This window comes from Algoriphagus aquimarinus, assembly GCF_900112005.1.
Lineage (GTDB): Bacteria > Bacteroidota > Bacteroidia > Cytophagales > Cyclobacteriaceae > Algoriphagus > Algoriphagus aquimarinus.
Window position 1 is genome coordinate 404,219 of the sequence record NZ_FOKK01000001.1, and the last position, 26,563, is coordinate 430,781.

Here is a 26,563-nt window from a genome sequence, read left to right on the forward strand (position 1 = left end):
TCAGTTCTTCTTTAGATTTTTTATAAGGCAATCCCAGCTAGAAACTCATTAATCTTTCGTGCTACCAAATCACTATTAGCTTCAGATAAAGCATCTAAATGATCACCTAGAATATCTACAGCTGAAAAGCTACTGTCAGCGATTTTTTTCCAGTTTTCAACATCTTTCTTCGAAGTCATTGCAGATCCCGTTGAATAAAAATACACAAGGTTGGAGATTTTTGTTGGATGTACTGATTGGGATACAAAGAGACTAACACTCCGTTCAAAAGGACTTATTAAGCCTTTTTTAGGAGTTGCTTTTTTTATCCCATATCCTAAAATTAGTGATCCGACTTGCTGAATAGCTTGGCGAAATGGTAAGGAACGAAATCGATGATAGATAGGAAGGAGGCGATTTTGGATAGGGATTTTCACAAAGGCATCTTTCTTGTACCATGGCGAATCAATTAATATCAACGCTCCTCCAAGTTTTTGATTGATTTTGGCGGCTATGAATCCATTAAAACTAGTTGCTAAAAGTACTGGCGAAGAAAAGGGCTTCAGCACATCGAGAATTTCTTCCATGATTTTTTCCGAGTGATGACCTTGTAACACCTTGAAAAGATCGATTCTGAGGTATGCTAGGTTGTAGTTGTCAGAAGATATCTGGCTTGCCAGTAAATTTTTGAAAGAACTAAAATGACCTATTTCTATAAAAAATAAGTAAGGCAAATGAGCTTTTTGCTCAGAGTTAATCCAATCAATGAGTGGTAAGGGCTTTTCCTCATTTGTGTTGTTCAAGAATTGAGCAAGCTTGCTGATAGTTCTAAATTGAAACAGTAGATGACTTTCCAAGTCTTGATCAAACTTCCGGGCTAGTTCATCCACCACAAACAAACTAAGAAGAGAGCTACCTCCGAGATCTGTAAAAAAGTCCGCGTCTAAATTAGAAATACTCACTCCTAACTGCTGACACCATATCTGGTGAATCTGTTGAGTAATTGGGTCTTTAATCTGATCCGAGATGTTGGAGAATTCTTTGTCTTGAGCCATCTCGAGCATTTTATTTTTGTCGATTTTTCCATTTGCATTCAGTGGAAAATCTTTAAACTCAAGATAAAATCGTGGTAGAACTTCAGATTTGATTTGGGTATTTATTGAGTTACTAGGTGCGTTATCGGAGCCAAGATCCTTTACCTCCAGGCAAGCGATTAAATAGTCAAAGCCATTTTCATCTTTGTTCCTGAGGATTTTACAATTTAAGGAATGACTGACGAGGCAAATCATATTCTCCAGCTCATTAAAACTGACCCACTTACCATTTACTTTTTGCATGGAATGCGTCCTTCCTGTCAGTCGTATAGACCCATCTGTAGAGAAGAAACCACAGTCTCCCGTTCGGTAAACTCGGTTTTCACCTTCTTGTTTGTGTGGATGTAGCGTTCCATTATTGTAATAGCCTAAACTGATATAAGGAGAATAGATTACCAGCTCTCCTTCTTTTTCGGCAGGACAGTCTTTTCCATTTTGATCCAGAATCTTAATGGTTTTATTCCTTACCGGGAAACCATCATGGATTAATTCTAATGGAGTATTTTGATTGATTCGCAGTTGGCTTAGAGTTCGGGTCTCCGTACTGGCGTATGCTAATTGGATTTCAGAGTTATCTGGGAAATAAGATACGAAAAGCTGAAGATCACTTTCTAAAACAGGCTCTCCGCCCAAGCATAGAAATCTAATAGATTTCGTGAATGAGGCTAGGTTTAGGGTGCTGATTCGAGCCAAAGTTCTAAAAGCGGAACTGGTCAAGGTAGCGAAGGTTACTTGTTGATCTAGCCAAAACTGAGGAATGTCCTTTAGGTTTTTAGGGCTTAGATCGAAAATGGCAATACTTGCTCCGGAGATTAAAGCTGGAAAAATGCTTGCCAAGGACGAGCTAAAAGAAGAGGCGAATATGAAGTCTAATGTGTCTGACTCTGAGATTTTATTCTCATCCACTTGCCTATTGGTATCCTCTGCGATGGATTGGTAGTCATGGACTACATACTTTGAGCTACTTGTACTTCCAGAAGTACAATAGATACAAAAGAGCTTTTTAGCTATGTCTTCATGTTCCCACCATTGATCAAGCTCTGAGACTACGGTTTTTTTTATAGTATTGAAATCAAAAGCTGGAATAGCAGTTTTTTTTATCTGATCTCGATCGGTGATCATTAAGCTGACAGGAACCTGTTCCCACCAAGCGTCTTCAATTCCTTCTGGGATAAAAAAAAAGTGATTGTTAGAGAGTAATATTCCAATGCAGGAAATCAGTTCATCTGTTTTGCTTTTCAAAGAAATACCGATGCACATCTCTTTTATTCCTTGGTTTTGAATACCTGAAGAGACGACTGATGCCTGCTTCATTAATTCTCCATAGGTAAGAGAGTGGCCGTTAGCTTTGATCGCTATTCGGTCAGGAAATTGATTGACCTGATAGAGGAACCTATCCAGCATGTTGATAAATGAGTAATTCCTCAGAAACTGTCATACCGGTTTTCACCATGTTTTGGTAACTAATGCTATCCTTATAAGCCCATGAAAAAACAGGTTTACTCCCGTTGATGGCTTCTGATCTTTGGATTCTCCAAGAAAGTGCCGACTTGTGTATTCCTAAAAACCTATAGTCTTTTAGTATAGCTCCGACAGATAAAATAGTGAATTGAGGATGAAAATATAAACCAGTAATGCCAACAGGTTTGTTTTTATAGTGGATAAAATAAAACTCAAGACCTTCCACATTTAGTTTTAATCTAAAATTTTCCTCAACAGATTCTTCATGTCTATTTTCTGCTTCGAAACAAGACAGGTAAAGCCAAGCAAATTCTTTGATATTTTGCTTGGTAACAAGAACTAATTCCACCTCTGGAAGTATGGGGTATCCAGCAAAATTTTCTGGTATCAATTTCATAATAGAAATCTTTCCTTCAGGCTTATAATCAGGAGATTGTTGGATGATTTCACTAGATAAGTAATCCCCTGAATCAATCAGAATCTGATGTTTGTTTTCTGCAATATCGGAGTAGAATTTTTTGATATAATCCAATAATTCTAGACTATTGATTTTGCCAATACAATAGTTAAAATAGTTGATTGGAGTAAACTTAAGAAGTGTCAATTCACCGAAATCCTCTACAGCAATGTGGTTACGAATGGATAAATTGTTCTGAAATGCATCTAGCCTTAATAGGTCATAGTGTAGCAGAGTATTCATAGTGAAGCTAGTGTGAGGCTGAGACAGAATCTATTTCGTTCGGTCAAGTATTTTGCTCCGCGAAATACAAGATTTAATTAGTATCTATTTTAAAGAATTAGAAAAATATTTAGTGTTTTTGAAAGAAATTTGCTTCAATGTTCAGTTTCGAGACACTACTCTTGTACTTGGATGAGTTTTTGCGAAAGTTGTTTTTATGCTAAGGTTAAATATTTCTTAAATGGATTTACAATACGGATTAGAGCTGGTTGGGACATTTGTATTTGCGATTTCGGGAGCTTTAGCCATCCGTGAACAGGAGCATGATATGTTTGGGGCCGGGTTTACAGGATTTATTACTGCTATAGGAGGGGGAACTTTAAGAGATATTTTGTTGGATAGTTATCCACTTGTGTGGATCGGTGACGTAAATTTTCTCTATTCCATATTGGTTGGCGTTTTGGCGGCATTTACCTTTCCCAAATTCCTTAGCAAGCTTCGCCGGACTTTCTTTCTTTTTGATACCCTAGGTATAGCTTTTTTCACTGTTTTGGGTGTAGAAAAGGCCTTGAGTCTAGGAGTGAGACCAGAAATCGCTGCGATTATGGGGATGTTTTCTGCCGTAATGGGAGGTGTAATCCGTGATACCTTGACGAATACTTTACCGATCCTTTTCAGAAAAGAGGTTTATGCCTCAGCTTGCTTGGCAGGAGCAATATTTTACCTGATTCTCAATTCTTTTAATGTTCCAAGAGATATCAATCTGTTGGTTTCCATTGTAGTGATCATTGCCATTCGCATGCTTTCTATGAAATATAAACTGAGTTTGCCAAGGCTGGACTAGAGGAATTTTCAATAGACAAATTCAAGGCTCAATTTTCCTGACCAAACTTTGTAAAGCTTACCAGAAGCTTGGGATAAGTGAAGGTACTGCCAACTTGTATTTTTGGTATGCTTCGCCAAATTGGTTAACCAGCTTTTTTTCCTCAAAATATATCCCAAATGGTAAGTATAGAAGCAAGCAGGCTAGATGAACAATGGCTGTGACGGTTCCAGAAAACAGAAAATATCCAAGGAATATCAACACCAATCCTGCATAAAGTGGATGGCGAATTTTTGAGTAGAGCCCTGTCGTCACTAAGGTTTCATCTTCTTTTGTAGAAGGTTCAAATCCCAGAAAACGCTTCAAAGAGTAGTTTTTGCTCGATTTGGTAAGGATGATAGTGCCGAATCCCGCAAACATATAACCCAAGTAGTCTGTCAAATCCCCTTTGGGAAACAAAATGCTTTTGGGAATTAACAAGGCCTGGACCATGATGCCCAGGAATAGTAGTATCGAAACTAGGGTATACCCTAAGCGATACCATTTGTAAGCATTTCTCAATTTTCCCTCCAGAATTCTTTTTATCTTGGATGCAGCCAGAACAGAATGAAGAGTATAGAAAATGATCCAGCTGAGAGCCAGGAGTAAATAGTTCATCGAGGTATATTAAATTTCAGAGTAACTAATATTTTTATGAATTCGAGCATGACAAAGATCGTTGCACGCTGGAGTGATTATCTGCTATACGAGATTCCCCGTCCGACTGGCGTTAGCCGGGCTGGCATTTGGCCTTTGAAAATCAAATTATAAACACATGAAAATCGGAATAATCCGCGAAGGAAAAAACCCTCCTGACAAACGAGTTCCTTTTACTCCGGATCAACTTAGGGCTATTCAGAAAGAACATGCTGGTAAGATTACCATTCAGGTGCAATCCAGTTCATTTCGTGCGTTTTCAGACCAGGAATATCTTGATGCTGGAATTGATGTATTCGAGGATATTTCTGACAGTGATGTGCTTTTCGGTGTGAAAGAAGTACCCGTTGATCAGTTAATAGATGGTAAGACATATTTTTTCTTTTCTCATACTATCAAAAAGCAGAAGTCTAATAGAAAGTTACTGAAGGCAGTTTTAGAGAAAAATATCAGGCTGATAGATTATGAGGCCTTAAAGGATGAGGAGGGAAAACGCGTGGTTGCCTTCGGAAGATGGGCGGGGATAGTAGGAGCTTATAATGCTTTTTGGACCTATGGAAAGAAGACGGATCTCTTTGAAATCAAGCGGGCAAATGAATGCGTAGATCTTAAAGATCTTCATTTAGAGCTTTCCAAAGTGCAGCTTCCACCTGTGAAAATTATCCTGACTGGCTCTGGCCGTGTGGGAAATGGGGCAAAGGAAGTCCTGAATTCTTTGAAGATTCGCGAGGTATCTGCGCATGATTTCTTGCATATGTATTTTGATGAGCCGGTATATGTGAAGTTAAGTTCTGCGGATTACAATAGAAGAAAATCAGACGGAGGCTTCGATAAAGAAGAGTTCTACTCCTTTCCAGAGAAATATGAAAGTCACTTTCAGAAGTTTGCGGAAGCGGGAGAAATGTTGATTTCAGGAGCGTATTGGGATCCGGATGCTCCACGCTTGTTTGAGTTGAAGGATATAGCAGCCGAGGATTTTCAGCTTTCCGTGATTGCCGATGTGAGCTGTGATGTAGGAGGCCCAATACCTACTACGATTACTTCTTCTACTATTGCAGATCCAGTGTTCGACGTGGATAGGCAATCTGGGGAGAAGATTCAGGCATTCGGAAAGCAAACAAGTATTTCTGTGATGGCCATTGATAATTTACCCTGCGAACTTCCACGTGAATCAAGTAAGGAGTTTGGGATTCAGTTGTGCAATTGGGTGATTCCGGCACTTTTGGAAGAAAACTCAGGAATACTGGAGCGGGCAACCATTGCGCGTGATGGGGACTTGACTATAGAGTTTATGTACTTGACAGACTTTGTGACTGAGCATGAATAAGTTAAATCGATTTCTAGAATCCACACTTTTGAAGCCTACAATGACTGGCGGAGAGGTGGATATCCTAATCAGAGAAGCAATTGAAGAGCAATTTGTAGGCGTCTGTGTTCCTCCATTTTGGCTAAAAAAAGTAAGAAGAGACTTAGGAGAAGAGAATGTGCAATTGGTGACGGTGATAGGATTTCCCTTTGGCTATTCGGATACCGCTACCAAAGTGTTTGAAACCCAAGAAGCAATCCGACAAGGCGCAGACGAATTGGATCTCGTTTGGTCACAGACGGCCTATCTCTCCGGGATGAGCTGGCCAAAGATAGAAATCGCTCAAATCGCAAAGATTTGTCATGAAGAGGAGAGAATTCTCAAAGTCATTATCGAAACAGCTAATTTGGATGACAAGCAAATTGTAGAGGCATGCTTGATATGCCAGGATGCTGGAGTGGACTTTGTGAAAACATCCACTGGCTACGCGGCAACAGGGGCAAAAGTAGAAGACATCCAGCTGATGCGAGAGAATTTATCTTCATCTGTAGGCATCAAAGCTAGTGGAGGAATCAAAACTCTGGATTTTGCACTTGAGCTGATTAGCGCTGGCGCGGATAGAATAGGTACTAGCTCAGCTAAAGCTTTGATGGATTCCTGGAGAGGTTCTCAATCGTTGCTGAAATAGATCAGCAAGAAAGGAATAATAAAGAAAGTCAGAAGGATGTAGGCAAAACCCAAGAATCTACTTTTTACGGATTTTTTGCCCATATACATGGCCAAGATCACTGGGATGTTTCTCAGTTTAGGAAAAGGCAAGAAAATCAAAGCTCCTATAAAATTGAAAAGGAAGTGCACTATAGCTAGCGCTATGGCTGCTTCCGTCTTATAAATAGCGGCAATGGCTGCTGTAATCGTAGTTCCTATATTGGCGCCTATGATGAAAGGAAAGGACTTTTTTACAGATACTTTCTTGTTAGCGACCAATGGAACCACAAGTGAGGTAGTGACAGTGCTGGACTGTACGGCTGCCGTGAAAAAAGTCCCATAAATGAATGCCATGTATGGATTCTTGAAGATGAGCTTATTTATATCGTGAAAGCTATTCAGGATAAAAGCTTTATAAACAGCCGTTGACAATATCTTAATAGCAGCAAATACTAAGAAGATCGAAAGTATCATTGTCAGGAATGGAATATCTATGGTATTGGAGATCCATTCTGTGATTGGTCTGGTAAAAACCTTATTGTAAACGATGGGACCGGAGTATGCATCATCTTGGATAAAAAGGTGTGCTATGGAGATTGATAGTTTGGATAAGAAACCAAAATAGATCTCCAATGGTAACAATATGATAACAGTGAATATGTTAAAAATATCATGGAGCATACCAGCAGAGAGTGCTCTCTTAAATTCTCTCTTATTCATAATATAAGAAAGAGAGACAAGGGTGGAGGTCAAAGTTGTTCCGATATTGGCTCCCATTACCATGGGTACAGCCTGCTCCAGTGTAAGGTGCCCTGAGGCCACTACTGCTACGATGCTGGCAGTGACAGTGGAGCTGCTCTGAATTAGAGCAGTCATCAGCAATCCTATGAAAAGACTAACAAAGGGGTTTCTGGTAGCCATAAGGATACTTTCTGCTACCGCACTGTTCAGATGACTCATTGCCACAGTGAGCAAATCAATCGCGAAGATGAACAGCATAAGTGCCAAAAGCATCATGAGATAGCTTTTAGTCTTATTTACTTTATTTTTTTCCTGCTCTAAGCTCTCCATCTACCAGATTCAGAATTTATCCTGTTTTACTTATTTTATCTCAGGATTAATGGCTTATAAAAGAGGGCGGAACTATCCGAGAATCCAAATTTTTGATAAAATATTGGGCAAAAGTTGAAATTTTTTTGCGAAAAACAAGGCGAAACTAACTTTTAGAAGTGGAATTGTATTTACTTAACAATTTGATAACATGGGGAGAAGGATATCTTCTTTAATTTTGCGCCACCGACCAAAAGCCAAATCATGGCCAAGAAAAAAATAGACCAAAACATTAATCAGGATAAACTCTCCAAAGGAGCTTACTCACTGTTCGATTTTACTAAAAAAGAGAAATCTTTTCTAATAGTCATCTGTGTCCTGATTTCCATCGCAGGATTAATCACGCCATATACCTACGCTGCTATGTGGTTTGGGTTTGCGCTAGCTGCTTATTCTGCCATTGCAAATGATAGTATCCAGACCATTGGTACCTTCATAGCCTCAAACCACAACAAGAAGTGGTATTGGCTATGGTTATTTATGGGGGTGATCTTTGTAGGAACGGTTACTTATAGCTGGTTTACCTTCAATGGTGACGTCAGTTATCAGCGACTAAGTGTTCCAGGATTGGACAAAGCGCCAACTAGCTTTGTTTTCCTTCAGCTTGCTGCACCGATTGTGCTCCTTATTATGACTAGGCTGAGGATGCCAGTTTCTACCACATTCCTTTTGTTGAATGTATTCACTTATAAAGCAGGAACTATCGTAAGTGTGATGTTCAAGAGCTTTGTAGGATACCTTTTGGCTTTTTCTATCGCTATAGCGGTATGGTTTATACTTGAACGATTTGTCAAGAACTACCTTAAAGGGAAACCTGCTCCATATTGGATTTACTTGCAGTGGATCACTTCTGGTACGCTTTGGGCAGTTTGGATCATGCAGGATGCTGCCAACATTGCAGTTTTCCTTCCAAGACAGTTGAATGCAGTAGAATTCTCTGTATATGCTGGTTTTGTATTTATAGGATTAGGATTCCTTTTCTATATGAAAGGTGATAAAATCCAAGGTATCGTTAATGAAAAGTCCAGTGTGACTGATGTACGAGCCGCGACGATTGTTGATTTTGTCTATGCAATTATCTTATTCTACTTCAAACTTTATAGCCATGTACCAATGAGTACTACTTGGGTATTTATAGGTTTGCTTGGAGGTAGAGAAATAGCGATTGCACTTGGTAAACATGCCAAAGCAGAGAAGAGGAATGCTTGGTTGTTTAGAGCCTTTAAAATGGCTAGAAATGACGTGTCCAAGGCATTCATCGGATTGGTGGTGTCCTTGATTCTCGCATTCATTATCAATGATGGGGTGAGAAATGAGATTCTGGACTTTTTCTAGGCATTTTGGAAATAGAACTTTATAGTCACGAGTACTTCATGAATGAAGCCTTGAAGCAAGCTAAAAATGCTTTCGAAGAGGGGGAAATTCCTGTGGGTGCCGTGATCGTGTCTAAGAATAGAATTATTGCCAAAGCCTACAATCAAACGGAGAAGCTCAATGATGTAACTGCCCATGCAGAAATGCTTGCGATCACTTCTGCGGCGAATTACATGGGAGCAAAATATTTAAATGATTGTAGACTCTATGTGACCCTCGAGCCATGCGTAATGTGTGGCGGTGCACTTTTTTGGTCCCAAATAGGGGAAATCCATTATGGAGCATCCGATCCCAGAAGAGGGTATTTGCAAAGCAATCCGGGTATTTTGCACATAAAAACTAAAGTCTTTTCGGGGACGCTTGCCCAAGAATCTGAACAGCTTTTAGTGGAATTTTTCAAAAAACTGAGAAAATAGAAGGAAATTGGAGTCGTAAGAACCTTTTTCAATCTCACGTGGTTGCTAAGGCAGATTATTTGTATGATTTTTAATCAATCTTTTAACCTTAAAATTAAAACAAAATGGCTTTCGAACTTCCTTCTTTACCATATGCCACTACGGCTTTGGAACCAAACATTGATGCAAAAACTATGGAAATCCACCATGGTAAGCACCACAATGGATATGTAACTAACCTTAATAACGCTATTGCAGGAACTGACCTTGAAGGCAAATCATTGCTAGAATTGCTTCAAGTAGCTGGATCTAATACTGCTGTAAGAAATAACGGTGGTGGGCATTATAATCACAGCCTTTTCTGGAAAATCATGTCTCCAACAGGCGGCGGAGCTCCAACAGGCGATCTTGGAAATGCTATCAATGCTAAGTTTGGCAATTTTGATGCATTCAAAGAAGTTTTCAACAAAGCAGCAGCTACAAGATTCGGTTCAGGTTGGGCTTGGTTGATTTTGACTGCAGCTGGTACACTTGAAGTGGTTTCTACTGCAAATCAGGACAATCCATTGATGGATGTGGCTGAGATCAAAGGAACTCCAATCATCGGACTTGATGTATGGGAGCATGCATACTACTTGAATTATCAGAATTTACGTCCTAGCTACATTGCAGCTTTCTGGAATGTGATCAATTGGGATCAAGCAAACACGAACTACTCAGAAGCTTTGAAAAAATAAGCTTTGTAAGGAAAATTATAGGATCCTCGGGCAGCTTGTCCGGGGATTTTTTTTGTCCAAAGCTGAAATTTTACTGTTCGATTCCGATACAGTCGTTTTTAAGTAGAGTTTGAAAAGTTACTCCTAGAGCTAATTTAAGCACTTTTCAAGCCTTGGCATTTCTTTTTCAATAGGTGGCACAGAACGACACACAAAGTACTATTGAAATGAAAACTACCAACCTACTATTTTTAACGCTTTTCACTTACCTATTTGGTGTAAGTAATTTGGCGGCAAAAGATGTCAGCCGGATTACCGGTAAAATCATCGACCAAAATGAACAAGCAGTGCCTTATGCAAATGTGGCATTGATAGATGCTGTCAGCGGCCACCTTGTGGATGGAGCCGTATCTGATGAAAATGGAGTTTTTCTCATCGAATCTACGAAGACTGCCAAGGTGAAATTGGTGGTTTCTTCTATAGGTTTTACCTCTTTTGAATCGGAAGTATTTGCTCTGGCTCCAGGATTAATCAAGGCTTTCGGGGCAGTTTCTGTTCAAGACGAAATGACTGGATTAGATGAGGTGACAGTGAAATCTACGCGTCCGGAAATCATCATAGAAGCGGATAAGACCACAATTAATGTGGAGGGAACTGTAATGGCGGAAGGCTCAAATGCACTGGACGTGATCGGGAGATCTCCAGGGATCTATGTGGATCAAGATGGGATAATCAATCTAAACGGGCGTACAGGTGCTACAGTGATGATCAATGACCGACCTACCTACATGAGTGCCACTGATCTTGCCAACTTCCTTCGTGCTATGCCAGCCGATAATATCAAGAGCATAGAAGTGATCAATAATCCATCCGCTCGATTTGATGCGGAAGGTTCTGCTGGGGTGATTAATATCAAGCTGAAAAAGAATACGGTAGATGGTATGTTTGGAAATATTCAGGCTGGTTCATTGTATAATGGACAATGGCTACCGAATACTGGCGTAGCACTGAATGTGAAAAAAGGTAAGTGGAGTACGAATGCTAATTTGAATTATAATCACTTTGGAAACTTCAACGATTTGGAGATCAATAGAAATTTCAGCTTGCCGGAAGGGATTTCAAAATTCAGTCAAGATTCTAGAATTACTACCAGAAACAAAAATCTGTTTTTCAATGGCGCTGCCAATTACGAGATAAATGCGAATCAAAATATTGCGATAAATGTCCAAGCTTCCGGCTCGGATGATAGTGATGATAGTAAGTCTTTGACAGATATTATCACTCCTGGCCTGTCTGATGTTAGCTATTTGGATTCTCGAAATGACTCTAGAGGAACGGGAAATCGAATCTTTGCCAACCTTCACTACGATGCGAAGCTTGACACTTTGGGTACCAAGATTAGCTCAGACATTGACTTTACAAGGATGAATTCTGACAGTGAATCGTTGCTGACTAATATGCAATGGGTGGGAGAAAACACTTCTCAGATACTGAATAGTAAGATTTTGACCCTTAATGACATGTACTACAACATTTTCACTGCAAAGGTTGACTTTGTAAAACCTGTAGGAAAAGGAAATACCATCGAAACTGGAGTAAAAGGTAGCTGGGTGAAATCTGACAATAACCTGAACTTAAATAAATCTCAAGAGGAAGGTCCATTTATCCCAGATCCATCTAGCAATAGCTTTATTTACAATGAGAATGTGCTTGCTGCATACATCTCTTACAAAGGGAAATTCTCTGATAAGCTTTCGTATCAAGTAGGCTTGAGAGGCGAGCATTCTGATATCACAGGTAATTCGGTTACGTTGAATCAGGTGAAGAATCAGAAGTATTTCAACTTATTCCCAAGTGCTTTCATCCAGCATAAAATAAGTGACAATTATCAAATCGTCTATAATGTCAATCGTAGGATAACTAGACCGAATTATCGTTTGTTGAATCCTTTTGTGTACTACATAGATCCACTGACTACCGAAACAGGTAATCCTAATCTGAAACCACAGTATTCTAATAACTTCGAAATGAACCATGTGGTGAAAGGTATGTACCAATTCACCCTCGGTTATAGTGAGACAGAAGATGCATTTATGCAGGTATTTATGCAAAATGAGGATGAACGCACGACGACTACCTTCACTGATAATTTCGACAAGACAAGAAATGCCAATTTCAGAGCAATTATTCCGGTAGATATCAAAGAATGGTGGGCTGTATCCAATATGGTGCAGGTAAATTATAACCAATACAAATCTCAGATTGGCGATGATTACCTTAACAATGCCAATACCTCATTTATGGTACGCTCGCAGCATAACTTTACCTTGCCAATGGGCTTTAAGGCTGAAGTAATGGGGATTTATCTAGGTCCGCAGATTTGGGGACAGGGGCAGATCTCAGGCTTCGGCTGGGTAGACGCTGGTGTGACCAAGTCTATATTGAAGGATAAAATCACGCTCTCCGTTAATGGAACTGATATATTCCGGACGCAGGTGATTAAAGCCAAAATTGACTTTGCAGCTATAGATACCAATTTCCGACAGTATAGAAGTAATCAGGGAGTACGATTTACACTGAAATATAATTTCTCCAAAGGAGAAAGCTTCCGAGTAAAAAGTAACTCAGGAAGTTCTGAAGAGCGAAATAGATTGGATTGATATAATTCAAAAACGAGTGGGAGAGCCAGGTCTTAGACCTGGCTTTTTTCATTTTATCTTCACCTTATAAAGAGTGAAATAATCCTCTTCTATTTCAGGATTTACTTTACCCATAAACCATACTGCTCCTTCTCGACCAACGAACACATCCCCTAGCTTTTCAGGAATTTCAGAATCGCTCAGCAGTTTGCCATCCAGATCAAGAACCTGATAGCGGAGTTTATATTTATTAGCTATGCGGGTATTAAAAACCTTCCGTTCATCATTCGCCATTTGCTCATGGTATCGGAGAGCATCTTGAGCGTCATAGCCAGTATCATACGTGAGGACAAGCTTGTCTCCCACGATGACTAATTTATGAATAATGCCAAAAGAGGGGTCATAGCTTATGGCTCTAGGATCAGCTTTTTTGGGGTCTTCCCCTTGATTTAGTCTGTAATCTTTAAGCTGAAGCGGAATTCTTTTAACCTTGTTATAAGGAAAATCAAGCTCATAAATATTCAAAAATGGATCAGTTCCACTGATAACATAGAGCTCGTCATTTACCACTTCAAATGTTGTGGAGATAGTCGTTGGCTCATGGGACATGTCATTTTGGAAGATACTTTCAGGGTCAAGGTTCAGAAACTGCTCATAGTTTCCCGTCTTAGGATCTGCCTTAACAAGTTGTAAAAATGTATCGTAAAACTCCGGTTGAGTTTTGTTAAACTCTCCTCGTGCGACTGTGCCTGTTACGAGAATTTTTCCATTTACAAATTGGATCTCGCGCTTAGCGTCAATTCTTCCGCTGAAAGGCTTTATTTGATCTCGTGGAACTTTGGTGCTATTGAGCAAATTGCCCTCTAAGTCGTATTCGAATATTCCTGTGGCTGAAACGACTTGAATGTTTTTCGAAGCATTAAACTTGCCCGCACCCATAGGATAAAATCCGAATCCGTCTGGCGCATCTCGGTCTTTGCTGAATTCGCCCAGAATATTTCCTTCAAAATCCGTACTGACAAATTTCATGTTCTGTGGATCAAATAATAGAATCCTCTCGAATTCTGGATTGACATCCATCAGGTTGAGCTTGCCAATGTAGGCTACACGAATCGAATCTGTGATTTCTAATTTGAAATCTGACTTCTCATTAGTTTGTGAGGTCTTGGGTGATTCACAGCTGAAAAATGAAGTAACTAGTAGGGCGAGAAACCAGTGCGATAATTTCATTGAGTTGGAGATTAGTTCCAACTAATATATCTATTCACCTACCAATAATCCAATTGTAATGTTATGTCTTTCCAAAACTAGCCCATTTAGGGGATGGTTAATAGGTCGCCAAGCGCGGAAAACTGCCTATTGGAAATGGTATAAAAAGATCAGAACTCCTGTAAATGCTGGCTTTTTTTGATCTTTGATTTCGAGTTTCACTTCTACCTCAGCTTTCACGGTTCCTCGTAGGTTTGCTACATTTTTGAGCTTAGCGGCAAGTCGAACTTCACTATCTACCAATACTGGAGTAGCAAATCTTAAGGATTCGATTCCGTAATTGATCATCATTTTTAGATTTCTCACGTCTACGATTTGCTCCCAAAGATGAGGGACAATACTCAGTGTGAGGTAACCGTGTGCAATGGTGTTTCCAAATGCTCCTTCTACCTTAGCTCGCTCAGGATCGGTGTGAATCCACTGATGATCATGCGTAGCTTTTGCGAATATATTTATCTGTTCCTGAGTGATATGGAAATATTCAGATGTGCCTAGACTTTGTCCGTTATGTTGTTCGAACTCTTCAAAACTACCAATGATTACAGGGGACATGTGTTATTTTTTTTGGTAAAAAACCAAATTAGGGAAGTTTTAGCGGGATTTACAAGTGCATTAGTGAGTCAAGAAGTGAAATTAACTTTTAGTTGTTTAGGTAGATTTTACTAAAATTATATTTTAATATGACTTTAGTTTTACTAAAAAAAAGACATATTTTGTGTAAAAATACTTAACAGTTCAGCATGTCTATACTCTTTGTAGCTACCTATTTATTCTTTGGTTTTCAGGCTCCAATTGATTCTATTCCGAAAAAGGATACGACCCCTATTTATTCCATTCTTACAGAAAATCAGCGAATTGAAATTTCTGAAACCTATGAAGTAGTTCATAACATAGAGCGGAATTTTACTATCCTTTCTCCTGAGGGATTAGCTCATGCGTTTACTTCTGTTTTTTACGACAAGCTAAATAAAATAGAAAGTGTAGAGATAGAAATTACTGATCCTTTAAGTGGAAAAACTATTGAGAAGGCTAAGACAAAAGATATGACAGATGCGGCAATATATTCCAGTAGCAGCATTTTTGACGACAACCGACATAAGTATTTTGAAGTAAAAAGCAGCAAATTTCCAGTTCAGGTTACCATTAAGATTGAGACAACGTCTGCTAGTAATTTCCAATTGAGGGATTGGGTTCCTGTACACCGGTATAACCAAAAAGTGATTAAGTCTAAGCTCACGGTAGCATATCCTGAACATATTGGCTTGCGCTATAAAGCGGTCAATTTACTCGGAGAAAAGTCTGAAAATAAAGTTGATAATAGACTTGAAGTGACTTGGGAGGAAACAAATTTGCCTGTGCAAACTCCTGACATGAAAAAGGAAGACGATCACAAGCTTTTACTAGCCCCGGTCGGATTTGCTATGGGTGACTACGTGGGTAAAATGGAAGATTGGTCTGGGCTAGCTGCTTGGCAGTTCAAACTTAATGAGGGGCGAAAAGCTCTTCCCGCCAATTTCGAAGCTAAGCTAAAAGGAATGGTGGCCAATGTAGATACCGACTACGAGAAGATCCAAATTCTTTATGAATATCTACAAAAAAACTACCGCTATGTCAGCATACAGCTAGGCATCGGTGGGTGGCAAACTATGACAGCTACAGATGTGGTGAAATATGCTTATGGTGATTGCAAAGGATTGACAAACCTGATGCAAGCAATGCTAAAGTCAGTAGGGATTGTTTCCAACTACACACTGGTTCAAGCAGGAAAAGATGCTGATGATATCGAAACTGATCTTCCTTCCAATCAATTCAATCATGTGATTTTGCAAGTGCCTATGGGAGATGCAGCGAGTCCAGTTTGGTTGGAATGCACGTCAAATTCTCTTCCAGCAGGATTTCTAGGTGACTTTACCAAAAATAGGCATGTGCTCGTGATCGATGGACAAGGTGGCTATCTGACTAAAACCCCATCCTATAATTCCTTCGATTGGAATACAATTCACAGTAAAAATACGGTGAAAATAGACCTAGAGGGAAACGCTACTATTTCTACGAAAATCAAAGTGGATGGAAACTTTGCAGAGGATATGTTGATGGTCAAAAATTATCTTGACACCAGACAGCAGCGAGATTATTTCAATCGTAATTCACCTGTAGCCGGATTGATTATCAACCAATATGAGCTAAGTGTAGATCATAAAGATTCCCTCTTATTAGCGGATCTAAGCTATGAAGGGGTGATTCAGAAGTTTGTCCAAAACACTGCTAAGCGAATGATTCTAAAACCATTTCTTGGGAAACTTACCGATGAAATGCTGCTCAATAATTCTTTAAATCAGATTGATGAATATCAGATTGAGCTTCCAGAGGTGATGGAAGCAGAGAATTTGGCAGAAAATCTAATTCTCGAAGAAGAAGGTATTAAAGTGACTTTGAGGACATCTTTAGAAGGGAAAAGCCTTAGTGTAAATAGAGAAATTCATCTATCACTGGGGGAGGATATTTCTGAGGAATCTAAAACTGAACTCATCAAACGAATTAACGCCTTAGGATCTTCTAACTTTTATTTTATCAAAAACACAGCTGCACTTAGACATGATTAAATCTTCACTAACTCTTTTTTTTCTACTCCTTACTACGCTTACTTTTTCTCAATCTTATAAACTGGGAGAGTTTGATGATAATGAGATTTCATTGTCAGAAGTAGCTTATGAAACAGATGCTCCCGCAGTGATATTAGTATCCGAAGGGAATTCCAGGTTTTTATCAGGATTCTTAGAGACTACCTATTTTGTTCGCTTAAAAATACTTTCCGAAGCGGGAAAAGAGTATGCAGACATTCGTATTCGATATTACGCTGGGGATAATAACACGGAAAGCGTCAATGGAGTTAAGGCTCAAACCACAAATTTCGTAAACGGAAAACCAGAAACTGTCAAGGTGTCAAAAGATGGGATTTTTAATGTTGACCTTGATGATGGGTACAAGGAGATGCGGATATCTTTTCCAAATGTACAAGTAGGATCTATCATAGAATATCAATACAGGAAAACTGACAAAAACCTTACGTTTATCGATGGTTGGACCTTTCAAAGTAAACTTCCTACACTTTTCAGCAAGTACGGAATCAACATGGTTCCGACCTTAGAATACAAGGTGTTGGGTCAAGGTGAGAACTATAATGCGGGTGTGGAAAAAACCACCGACAATGATAAGTATAGCTGGACCTTGAGAGACTTGCATTCACTCAAAGAAGAGCCTTACATGAAGAATTATCGTGATTACGTTGATCGTATAGAATTTCAGTTATCACGTTATGAAGTGAGAGGTGATTATGGACCGAAATGGGAGTTTGTGCTTAATACTTGGGAAGTTCTTGGAGATGAAGTCATCTCCATGTATTCTCAAAAGGGTTTTTATAGAAGTAATCCCATTGAGAAAGAATTCTTGGATGTTGATTTGAAGGGCGATACACAGCTGGAAACTGCTGAAAAGGCTTATTATTTTTTGAGGAATAACTTTAGGGTCGTAGGGGAAGATTGGATATATCCAGAGCAGAATCTTAATCAACTTCTGAAATCCAAGGTAGGTAGCCCGGTAGAGCTAATGTTGACATTGATGGGTATTTTAAAATCTGAAGGAATTACCTGTGAGCCTGTATTAATCGGGAGTAAGGGATATGGACGAAGTGATATAGTGCCTTTTCCATTTCTTAATCAGTTTGATGAAATATTATTGCTTACTGAACTAGATGGGAAGAAGCATTTTATCGATTTATCTCAAGCTGATGCTCCTTTTGGTTATGTAGATCTAGATAAACACGTGACAGCAGGATTGTATCTTGAGAAGGAGAAGAGTAAGCTTGTGCCGATAGATATTCAGCATGCTTCCAATTCTATTTATTTCTCACAAGTGAGCATGAATGAAGATGGTCAGTTAGCAATTACAAATTCTCATAGAAGTTATAGATACAGCGGACTCAGATTGGCTCAGCAGATAGAAGGGATTCAAAAGAGAAATGAATCCTTAGAAAAGTTGTTTGATGAAGAGGAGGGAGTAGTTTTCGAGAATTTCAAGGTGGACAATTACCTGGAAGAAAAAGACGTTTTGATGGTTAATTTTGAAATGAAATTTCCTGAGACTGAAGGTCAAGAGATGATTCTTTTTAGCCCGCTCAAATTTTCCTCTTTTGCGGAAAATCCCTTTACCCAAGAATACCGCATGTTCCCGGTAGATTTTGGGTATGCATTTTCAGAAACATTTAATACCGTAGTGACTATTCCTGAAGGGTATGAGCTAGACGACTACCCATTAGAAGCTGGTTATACGATTGATGGAGAGTATGTTGTTTTCATATATTCTCCTACAATAATCGAAAATAGCCTTAAAATCGCAGCAAAATTTATGGTGAAGACGCCTCTTATCCCTGCAAGTGAGTATGAAAATCTCAAGTATTTCATGGAAAGTGTAGCTTCTAAACTTTCTGAACCGGTGATCTTAAAAAAGAAGATAAGTATATGATTGCAGAAATCATCTACTCACTTAGAGTAAGTGAAATCACTTTGGTAGAGTAAATGAGTAAGGTTTAAAATCAGGACTTTGGAAATACGTCTATTAGCAGCGCATGTTACCCTACTAAAACAGCCTCAGAAAACATTTATGAATAGAGCTTTATTCTTCCTCACGTTTGTTCTGCTTTCCTTTTCAGCTCTTGCCCAAACAGCTAAGATGGGACAAGCTAATCAAATTGAAATTTACCTCAATGAGGTCCCTTTCGAGCCAGATGCGCCAGCTGTGATACTAATGACACAGGGAGAATCTAAGTTTTTTGGGAGTGTTTTTGAGACCACTTATTTCGTTCGGATGAAGATTCTGGCCGAAGCAGGCAAGCAATACGCAGATGTACGTATTCGCTATTACGTCGGGGATAAGCGCTATGAAGAAATCAGTGGTGTCAAAGCCCAAACGGTGAATTATGTAAGAGGCGTTAAAACAGAAGAGATCAAAGTAGAGAAAGAAGGCATTTTTGATGTTGCGATGGATAATGGCTATCAGGAAATGCGTATCACCTTTCCAAATGTTCAGGTGGGTTCTATTATTGAGTATACCTATAAGAAAACTGATAAGAATATCACCTTTATAGACGGATGGACCTTCCAACAAAGCATTCCAACGCTTTTCAGCAAGTATCAAATTACTATGACTCCCTATTTACAATATAGAACAATAGGTCAGGGAAGTAATTATGCGAACAAAGTAGAAAAGACAGATTCTAATGGAACCTATAGTTGGACATTGAGAGATCAGTATTCTATCAAGGAAGAGCCTTTCATGAAAAACTTCAGAGATTATGTCGATCGAATAGAGTTTCAGCTTACTCAATATCAAACTCGTTCAGCTACAGCTGGAGTAGAGTGGGAAAAGGTGTTGAATACCTGGGAGGCACTGGGAGATGATATGATTACTTATTATTCTGATAAAGGGTTTTACCGAAGTAACCCAATAGAAAAGGAAGCATTAAATATTGATTTGTCAGGAGGGTCTCAAAAAGAGCAAGCAGCGAAGGCATATTATTATCTCAGGGATAATTATCTGATAAAGGGTGACGATTGGATTTATCCTAAACAATCGTTGAATCAGCTGCTGAAAAGCAAAGTTGGTAGCCCTGTGGAATTGATGTTGACTCTCATGGGAATTCTTAAGTCTATGGGAATAAAATGCGATCCGGTGCTGATTGGTAGCAAAGGTCATGGAAGAAGCGAGCTAGTCGAGTACCCTTTTCTAAATCAGTTTGACGAAATATTGCTATTGACAGAGCTTGATGGATCTCTCCAGTTTTTAGATGTTAGTGACCGAATGGCGCCATTCGGATATGTGGATCTCGACAAACATGTCTCTGGTGGGCTTTATTTGCAAAAGAAACAGAGTAAGCTAATTCCAATTGATATTCGTCATAATTCCAATACTGTCCATTTCAATCAGGTAAGTTTAAATGAAGATGGTCAGCTGCAGATGCAAAGTTCTTTTAGAAATTATTTTTATAAAGGACTTGATCTCGCGCATTTGATCGATTCAAAAGAAAGAAAAAGTGAACCTTTGGATAAAATATTCAAGGAAGAAGATCATGCCGAATTCAGCAATTTCAAAGTGGATGATGCACTTCGGGAGAAAAACTACTACACGCTGAATTATGAGGTAACTTATCCTAAGACTGCTAACAGTAACTTGCTTTCCTTTAGGCCATTGAAATTCTCTTCCTTTTCAGAAAATCCATTTTCAGAGGAATACCGTGTGTTCCCAGTTGATTTTGAATATGCATTCTCAGAGACTTATAATACCAATGTGATGATCCCTGAAGGATATGAAGTAGATGATTATCCGTTGCAGGAAAGTTTTACTATTGATGGGGGATATGTGACTTTTATGTATTCTCCGACCATGATGGATAATATGCTGAAAATAACGGCAAGATTTGAAGTCAAAATACCTTTGATTCCTGCCTATCAATATGAAAATCTCAAGTTTTTTATGGAAAGTGTAGCCTCTAAACTTTCTGAACCGGTAATCTTAAAAAAGAAGACCAGTCTATGATGAAACTGTTTTCTTGGAGGATTTCTATTCTCTGTATTCAGATCTTATTTATTCCCGTTTTGTGCCAGGCACAGCTGGTTTTTGGTGAGTATTCTGAAGAAGAGCTGGCGCTTGAAATTGTTTCTTTTGAGCCAGAAGCCAAAATAGTAGCATTGTATGAAGGTGGAGTTTCGAACCCAATAGTTGATGCTCAGCCAGGAAGAGTGAGTGTATTGGGAATCGCTACCCAGTACCATTATCGGTACAAAATTCTCCACGATAATGTGTTGAACTTTGGAGATATAAGAATTCCTTTTACGCGTGGAGGAGATTTAAATCTTGAGCAGATATTGGAAATACAAGCCCAGGTAAGTTATTTGGAAAATGGTCAACGAGAGGTAAGGGTTCTCTCTGATGAAGACATCAAATTGGTGAAGCTGGATGATGGTTCGGCAGAATACCGTCTTATTTTTCCCAATGCGAAAAAAGGCTCAATCTTGGAATGGAAATATGTCAAATTGGATCGAGTGTATTATTCGCTGGAAGGTTGGGCGTTTCAAGGTACAGTTCCCAAACTGAAAACGATGTTTTCTCTTCTGGTACCTAGTTTTCTTAAATACCAACTTGTGGTACAAGGAGCTCAGGTGCGCAAAGCGATGCAGGTTTCAGATGAGAGAGATACTTTTATTTGGGAGCTGGACAGTGTTCGATCCTTTCAGACAGAGCCATATATTCTTAATCCTTTAGACTATCTGGATCGTGTGGAGGGTTTTTTGTCCACGGATCTTACGCAGCAAAATTCGATTGTCTATTCTACATGGGAAGAGTTGGGTACGCAGATACAGTCGATGAAGGCTTTTGGGTCCTATTTCAAAAAGAATTCATTCAAAAAGATAAACATCGAAGATGATTTGACGGGTGCTACGCAGCTTGAGACTGCCAAGAATATTTATGCATTTGTCTCAAACCAATTTGAATTGATGCCAACAGTTTACCCTCTTCCAACACAGGATTTTAATTCACTTTTAAAGTCAAAAAAGGGAAATCACCTGGATATCAATTTATTGCTGCTAGTTGTTCTTCAGCAATACGGGGTAAATGCCAATCTGGTAATGATCAACCAAAAGGGTGAGAACAGGACTAATCTAATACCTAGCCCATATCTGGATCAGTTTTCCTCATCCTTAGTTAGAGTGGTGATTGAAGGTAAGTTATTTTGGCTAGACGGAACAGCGAAGGATATTCCCTTTGGATTGATCTCTCCGAATAAATTAATGCCTAAGGGATTCATGATCGATGGTGCAAATTCTAGTTTGATTCCTATTAGCCTGGCTCATACTTCCGGTTTTGAAATAGAGATTGGGCTCGGAAAGGATTCGGTAAATAACCTAGTCTATCAAAATTCCGCGAAGATCTTTGGCCTAAGTGTTCAAAGTTTGAAAGAAATACAGCTTAATCAAGAGCAAGAAGTAGATGAGGAATACAGCGCTTATGACGTAACGTTTGAGGATAGTTTCCTTGAAAAAGAAGTTGTGCAGTCTATCTACAAATTGCAGATTAAGGAGTCCAATGATCAGCTAATGGTGTTAACTCCATTCGAGCAATCGATATTCTTTGATAACCTTTTCATAGCCGAGACAAGAAAATATGCGGTTGAATTCGAGTATGGATTTTCGGAGCGTATTAGTTTCCGGTTGGATATTCCCGAAGGCTATGAGCTGGATGAGTATCCAGAATCGAAATCAATTTCAATGGGTTCGAATGAATTGGAATTCACTTTTCAAGTCACTGATAATGATGGAGTTCTTACTTTTGAAAGTAAGGTTTTGGTCAATCAATCTGAAATTCCAGTTTCCAAATACAAGGATCTCAGGAGATTCGCAATAGTCGTTTCTGAGCAGTTGAATTCGCCTATCGTGCTAAAAAAAGTACATTAAACTTTGAGGTGGCTAGGTAGATCATTGGATAACTTTGATAATTTCGATACCAAATACTCCAGCAGATGACAGCATATTTACATGGATTCATTCCCGAAGAGCAACAGCGATTGATGGATCAGGCAGGAGTGTTGGGTTCTCTTATTTATCCTCGAATTGATTTTGGTGGATGCAAAAAACTCCTCGAAATCGGGTCCGGAGTAGGTGCGCAAACGGAGACTTTGCTAAGATTATTTCCTGATCTGCAGATTACCTGTGTAGATTATTCCCAAAGTCAACTGGATCGAGCTAAGCAGAATTTGGCATTTGCTGGTGATCGGGTGAGGTTTGTCTGTCAAGATGCGAAGGAGCTCATTTTGGAAGAGAAATACGATTCGGTATTCATTTGCTGGGCTTTGGAGCATATCCCCAATTCTCATTTAGTTTTAGAAGCTATGAAGCCGTATTTGCTATCTGATGCAAAATTGTGGTTTACCGAGGTTTTCAATTCCAGTTTTTACTTCAATCCACCGCTGGAAGGATTGTCTAAATACTATGTTGCCTACAATGAATTTCAGCAATCCTTAGGGGGGGATCCTGATATTGGTGCGAACCTTGGTAATCTGTTGTTGCAAGCCGGATATAGCCAAATAGAATTGTTTCATGGAGGGTTTCATTTGGATCAGCGAAACTCTGAGGAGCTTAGAAAGATCACTCAGTATTGGAAGGGATTAATGAAAAGTGCTGGGTCTGGTATGATCACTGCAGGATTGATTTCTGATGGTGATTTACTGGCTATGGAAAAAGACCTGGATATAATTGCAGAGGATGATAATGCCGTTTTTTTCTATCATTTTGTACAAATAAGTGCTACAGTTTAATTTATAATTATGAAGCTTATTAAGAGGTTATGGCGTTTGGTCTGGAAAACTGCGATGTGGTTTTTGATTATTTCAGTTGGGTTGACTGTGGTCTATCGCTTCGTGCCTGTGCCGATTACTCCCTTGATGGTTATTCGTGTTTTTGAACAGGCATTTGATTCAGAGAAGGAAGTTAGACTTTACAAGGACTGGGTGCCTATGAGTGAGATTTCAAAGAATGCTCCTCAGGCAGTTTATGCTGCAGAAGACCAGAAATTCATGGCGCACGATGGTTTTGATATTGAGGCCATGCAAAAAGCTTGGGAAAATAATAAAAAAGGTAAGCGGGTAAAAGGAGCAAGTACGATCACTCAGCAGACCGTTAAAAATGTCTTTTTATGGCCATCCAGAAGTTATGTCAGAAAAGGTTTTGAAGCGTATTTCACAGTTTTGGTAGAGTTAATATGGCCAAAAGAGCGCATAATGGAAGTTTATCTGAATGTGATAGAAATGGGTGATGGTATCTATGGGATCGAAGCAGCATCACAGGCTTACTTCAACAAGCCAGCCTCCAAACTCAACCGTAACCAAGCTGCCGCAATTGCTGCTGTTTTGCCAAACCCAAGACGATGGTCTCCTGCCAAACCGACCTCCTATATTATCGGTCGTCAAGGTTGGATTCTAAGACAGATGAATAACCTAGCCCCACTGGAAATGGGTATTTAGTGGTTGGGTTTGTCCTGTTAAATTTGCACTATTCGGTGGTAAAGTTGGGGAAAAATTAAAAACACAGTGATTGGAGATGTTATGCTCAGGTTTTTCAAAGCGAAAAAAATAGTGTGCAAAATTTTCTATTCCAATTGGGCGATATCGGGCACTTTTCTATACTACGTTTCAGGGGTAAAGTTGAAATGAACAAGACTTGAAAATCGTTGTTTGGAGCGTCCATTTGAGGTTTAAAAAATGCAAGTGTTTTTTATCCACATTTTCGATAATTTATCCACACTCCGTAATATTGACATTCTAACTATCATTAAATCAGATAATTACATGCTGTTCTCTAAAGGTAATTTTGTGGATAAAGAAGGCTAACTTCAAAAATGTGTTCAAAAACTGTATGAGAAAAAGTGGATAAATTTCTCTTCCAAATATTATTCTTAAATCGATTAATCTTGCTTCTGTTTAATAAGACGTTTTCGGTAGGCATTAAAGATTCTTGACTTAGAAACGAAGCCTAAATATTTGCCCTCTTCGATTACAGGTAGATTCCAAGCTCCAGATAGCTCAAATTTTTCCATAGCTTTTTGCATATTCTCAGTTGCTAATAGGATTTCTGGAGGACTGTGCATCAGTTCCTTTATAAGCATTACTTCCTGCTTTTCTTTATCAAACATAATGTCTCGGATATCATCCAAGGTGACTATTCCTCGTAGAGCTTTATGCTCATCTACTACAGGGAAAATATTACGCTTGGATATTTTCACTAGACTTATCAAATCTTTCAGTTTTGAATCGGGATGTATAGGAAGCAAATCTCGTTCGATTACATTGGTAATCGTGATGAGTTCCAATAGTTCTTGATCTTTTGATTCGGGTAAGTGTCTTCCTTTTTCCTTCAGTTGTATCATGTAGATACTGTCTTTCTGATAGGCTGTTTTGGTCACATACGAGATGGCGGATACAAACATTAAAGGAATGAACAGCTCATACCCCCCAGTGATTTCTGCTATTAAGAATATAGCGGAGAGCGGCGCGTGCTGGGCACCTGCCATTACGCCGCACATGGCTACTAGAGTAAAATGAGCCAAAGGAAGAGGAATAGTGAAATTAAAAAGATTACTAGAATAGGCGAATAAGAATCCCAAAATTCCCCCTACATAAAGCGAAGGTGCGAATATTCCACCACTACCACCTGCCCCTAGAGTAACGGCGGCAGCTATAGGTTTCACTAGAATTATAAACGCCAAGAAAATAATGATCAAGTAAGGATTCTCAATCAGTGAGAAGAATGGACTTTTTTCGAGCAATTGACTGGAGTTTCCATCAATCAATGTATTAAGCGTATCATAGCCCTCTCCATAGATTGGGGGCAGGAAGAAAACCATAATACCCAATATAGCGCCACCATAAAGAATACGTAACGCTTGGCTATCGAGGCTCTCCATGAGTGATTCAGTTTTTCTTACAGCTTGGCTGAAGTAGAGAGAAACCAAACCACATGCAATCCCCAGAAGCAAATAATAAGGCATGTGAGAAGCTTGAAAGTTCTCCGTCAGTTTGAAATTGAAAACGGAGTCTTTCCCAATAAGAATCATGGAAGTCAGTGATCCTGTCACACTGGCTATCAGCAGAGGAATAAAGCTCGCTGTGCTGATTTCCATCATGATTACCTCAATGGCGAAAATCACTCCACCGATAGGAGCTCCGAAAATGGATGATATCGCTGCTGCAGCACCGCAACCAATGAGTAGGGTCCGTTTCTTTGCATTTAGATGAACCAGAGAGCCTACGTTGGAGCCGATGGCCGAGCCTGTTACTAGCATGGGAGCTTCCAAACCTACTGATCCACCAAAACCAACAGTAATTGCTGAAGTGAAAACACGGCTGTAGGTCTTTACACGTTTGATGATACTCTGTTTTTTGGATATTGTAAACAGAATATCAGGAACGCCATGCCCTCCTATGTCTTTAAAAAGGAATTTCCCTATAAGATAGGCAGCCGAAATACCGATAAGCGGATATAGGATATAGAGAAAATTGGCATACTCTTTATAAAAATCCTCTGTAAGAAAATGCTGGATAGCATGTACACCTTGTTTCAGAATTACCGCAGCAAGACCAGAAAAAACTCCTATTATCCCACTAAGAATAAGGATGAAGGTTTGGTTGCTCATATGTCTGAGCCTCCATATTAAGAGCCTGGTGATAATGTCTTGTTTAGGCAAAATATCGCGTTTGTAGCGTGCTT

General features: G+C 39.3%; 20 protein-coding genes. 13 read left to right on the forward strand and 7 right to left on the reverse strand.

Annotated features, from left to right (window positions below; all coding sequences use genetic code 11):
• Positions 1–20 precede the first annotated feature (20 nt).
• Together BM291_RS01875 and BM291_RS01880 are read right to left on the reverse strand one after the other, a co-directional pair.
• Positions 21–2,477, reverse strand: a complete 2,457-nt coding sequence (locus BM291_RS01875) for a non-ribosomal peptide synthetase (RefSeq protein WP_092894473.1) — start codon at positions 2,475–2,477, stop codon at positions 21–23.
• Entirely contained in the window at positions 2,467–3,066 is a 600-nt protein-coding gene (locus tag BM291_RS01880; protein WP_139229021.1) for a hypothetical protein, read from the reverse strand. The genes BM291_RS01875 and BM291_RS01880 overlap by 11 nt, the downstream gene beginning before the upstream one ends.
• A 388-nt stretch (positions 3,067–3,454) precedes the next feature.
• On the opposite strand from BM291_RS01880, the gene BM291_RS01885 reads away from it, so the two are divergent.
• Positions 3,455–4,057 (forward strand): trimeric intracellular cation channel family protein, encoded by a 603-nt coding sequence (locus tag BM291_RS01885; protein ID WP_092894475.1) that lies wholly within the window; start codon positions 3,455–3,457, stop codon positions 4,055–4,057.
• Positions 4,058–4,114: 57 nt separating this feature from the next.
• Here BM291_RS01885 and BM291_RS01890 read toward each other — a convergent pair whose 3' ends face one another.
• A complete protein-coding gene (locus BM291_RS01890; RefSeq protein ID WP_092894476.1) occupies positions 4,115–4,693 on the reverse strand; it encodes a methyltransferase family protein in 579 nt (192 codons plus the stop codon).
• Positions 4,694–4,850: 157 nt separating this feature from the next.
• On the opposite strand from BM291_RS01890, the gene BM291_RS01895 reads away from it, so the two are divergent.
• Together BM291_RS01895 and deoC are read left to right on the forward strand one after the other, a co-directional pair.
• Complete coding sequence (locus BM291_RS01895; RefSeq protein ID WP_092894477.1) at positions 4,851–6,059, forward strand: NAD(P)-dependent oxidoreductase; 1,209 nt, start codon at positions 4,851–4,853, stop codon at positions 6,057–6,059.
• A complete protein-coding gene (gene deoC / locus BM291_RS01900; protein ID WP_092894478.1) occupies positions 6,052–6,726 on the forward strand; it encodes a deoxyribose-phosphate aldolase in 675 nt (224 codons plus the stop codon). The genes BM291_RS01895 and deoC overlap by 8 nt, the downstream gene beginning before the upstream one ends.
• On the opposite strand, the gene BM291_RS01905 is transcribed toward deoC, so the two are convergent.
• Complete coding sequence (locus tag BM291_RS01905; RefSeq protein WP_092894479.1) at positions 6,708–7,817, reverse strand: Na/Pi symporter; 1,110 nt, start codon at positions 7,815–7,817, stop codon at positions 6,708–6,710. The two genes, deoC and BM291_RS01905, sit on opposite strands and share 19 nt — an antisense overlap.
• Positions 7,818–8,060: 243 nt before the next feature.
• On the opposite strand from BM291_RS01905, the gene BM291_RS01910 reads away from it, so the two are divergent.
• From BM291_RS01910 to BM291_RS01925, 4 genes are all read left to right on the forward strand, one after another.
• Positions 8,061–9,191, forward strand: a complete 1,131-nt coding sequence (locus tag BM291_RS01910; RefSeq protein WP_092894480.1) for a hypothetical protein — start codon at positions 8,061–8,063, stop codon at positions 9,189–9,191.
• An 11-nt stretch (positions 9,192–9,202) separates the two neighbouring features.
• Positions 9,203–9,646 (forward strand): nucleoside deaminase, encoded by a 444-nt coding sequence (locus BM291_RS01915; protein ID WP_092894571.1) that lies wholly within the window; start codon positions 9,203–9,205, stop codon positions 9,644–9,646.
• A 104-nt stretch (positions 9,647–9,750) separates the two neighbouring features.
• Complete coding sequence (locus BM291_RS01920; RefSeq protein WP_092894481.1) at positions 9,751–10,362, forward strand: superoxide dismutase; 612 nt, start codon at positions 9,751–9,753, stop codon at positions 10,360–10,362.
• Between the two features lie 206 nt (positions 10,363–10,568).
• Positions 10,569–13,001 (forward strand): TonB-dependent receptor domain-containing protein, encoded by a 2,433-nt coding sequence (locus BM291_RS01925; RefSeq protein WP_092894572.1) that lies wholly within the window; start codon positions 10,569–10,571, stop codon positions 12,999–13,001.
• 48 nt (positions 13,002–13,049) lie between these two features.
• Here the strand turns inward: BM291_RS01925 and BM291_RS01930 are convergent, their stop codons facing one another.
• Positions 13,050–14,210: a hypothetical protein gene (locus tag BM291_RS01930; protein ID WP_092894482.1), complete on the reverse strand. Its 1,161-nt coding sequence runs from the start codon at positions 14,208–14,210 to the stop codon at positions 13,050–13,052.
• 126 nt (positions 14,211–14,336) lie between these two features.
• A complete protein-coding gene (locus tag BM291_RS01935; protein WP_086500781.1) occupies positions 14,337–14,801 on the reverse strand; it encodes a MaoC family dehydratase in 465 nt (154 codons plus the stop codon).
• A gap of 188 nt (positions 14,802–14,989) precedes the next feature.
• Between BM291_RS01935 and BM291_RS01940 the strand changes: the two genes are divergently transcribed.
• The 6 genes from BM291_RS01940 (at position 14,990) to mtgA (ending at position 24,321) form a co-directional block, all read left to right on the forward strand.
• Positions 14,990–16,852, forward strand: coding sequence for a DUF3857 domain-containing protein (locus BM291_RS01940; RefSeq protein ID WP_092894483.1), 1,863 nt, complete (start codon positions 14,990–14,992; stop codon positions 16,850–16,852).
• A complete protein-coding gene (locus tag BM291_RS01945; RefSeq protein WP_092894484.1) occupies positions 16,845–18,770 on the forward strand; it encodes a DUF3857 domain-containing protein in 1,926 nt (641 codons plus the stop codon). The genes BM291_RS01940 and BM291_RS01945 overlap by 8 nt, the downstream gene beginning before the upstream one ends.
• Positions 18,771–18,908: 138 nt before the next feature.
• Complete coding sequence (locus BM291_RS01950; protein WP_139229022.1) at positions 18,909–20,840, forward strand: DUF3857 domain-containing protein; 1,932 nt, start codon at positions 18,909–18,911, stop codon at positions 20,838–20,840.
• A complete protein-coding gene (locus BM291_RS01955; RefSeq protein WP_092894486.1) occupies positions 20,837–22,756 on the forward strand; it encodes a DUF3857 domain-containing protein in 1,920 nt (639 codons plus the stop codon). Before BM291_RS01950 ends, BM291_RS01955 begins: the two co-directional genes overlap by 4 nt.
• 65 nt (positions 22,757–22,821) lie before the next feature.
• A complete protein-coding gene (locus tag BM291_RS01960) occupies positions 22,822–23,616 on the forward strand; it encodes a class I SAM-dependent methyltransferase (RefSeq protein ID WP_092894487.1) in 795 nt (264 codons plus the stop codon).
• A 9-nt stretch (positions 23,617–23,625) separates the two neighbouring features.
• Positions 23,626–24,321 carry a monofunctional biosynthetic peptidoglycan transglycosylase gene (gene mtgA, locus BM291_RS01965; RefSeq protein ID WP_092894488.1) on the forward strand — a complete coding sequence of 232 codons (696 nt, stop codon included), beginning with the start codon at positions 23,626–23,628 and terminating at the stop codon, positions 24,319–24,321.
• A 440-nt stretch (positions 24,322–24,761) separates the two neighbouring features.
• On the opposite strand, the gene BM291_RS01970 is transcribed toward mtgA, so the two are convergent.
• Positions 24,762–26,489 (reverse strand): chloride channel protein, encoded by a 1,728-nt coding sequence (locus tag BM291_RS01970; RefSeq protein ID WP_092894489.1) that lies wholly within the window; start codon positions 26,487–26,489, stop codon positions 24,762–24,764.
• Positions 26,490–26,563: the final 74 nt, after the last annotated feature.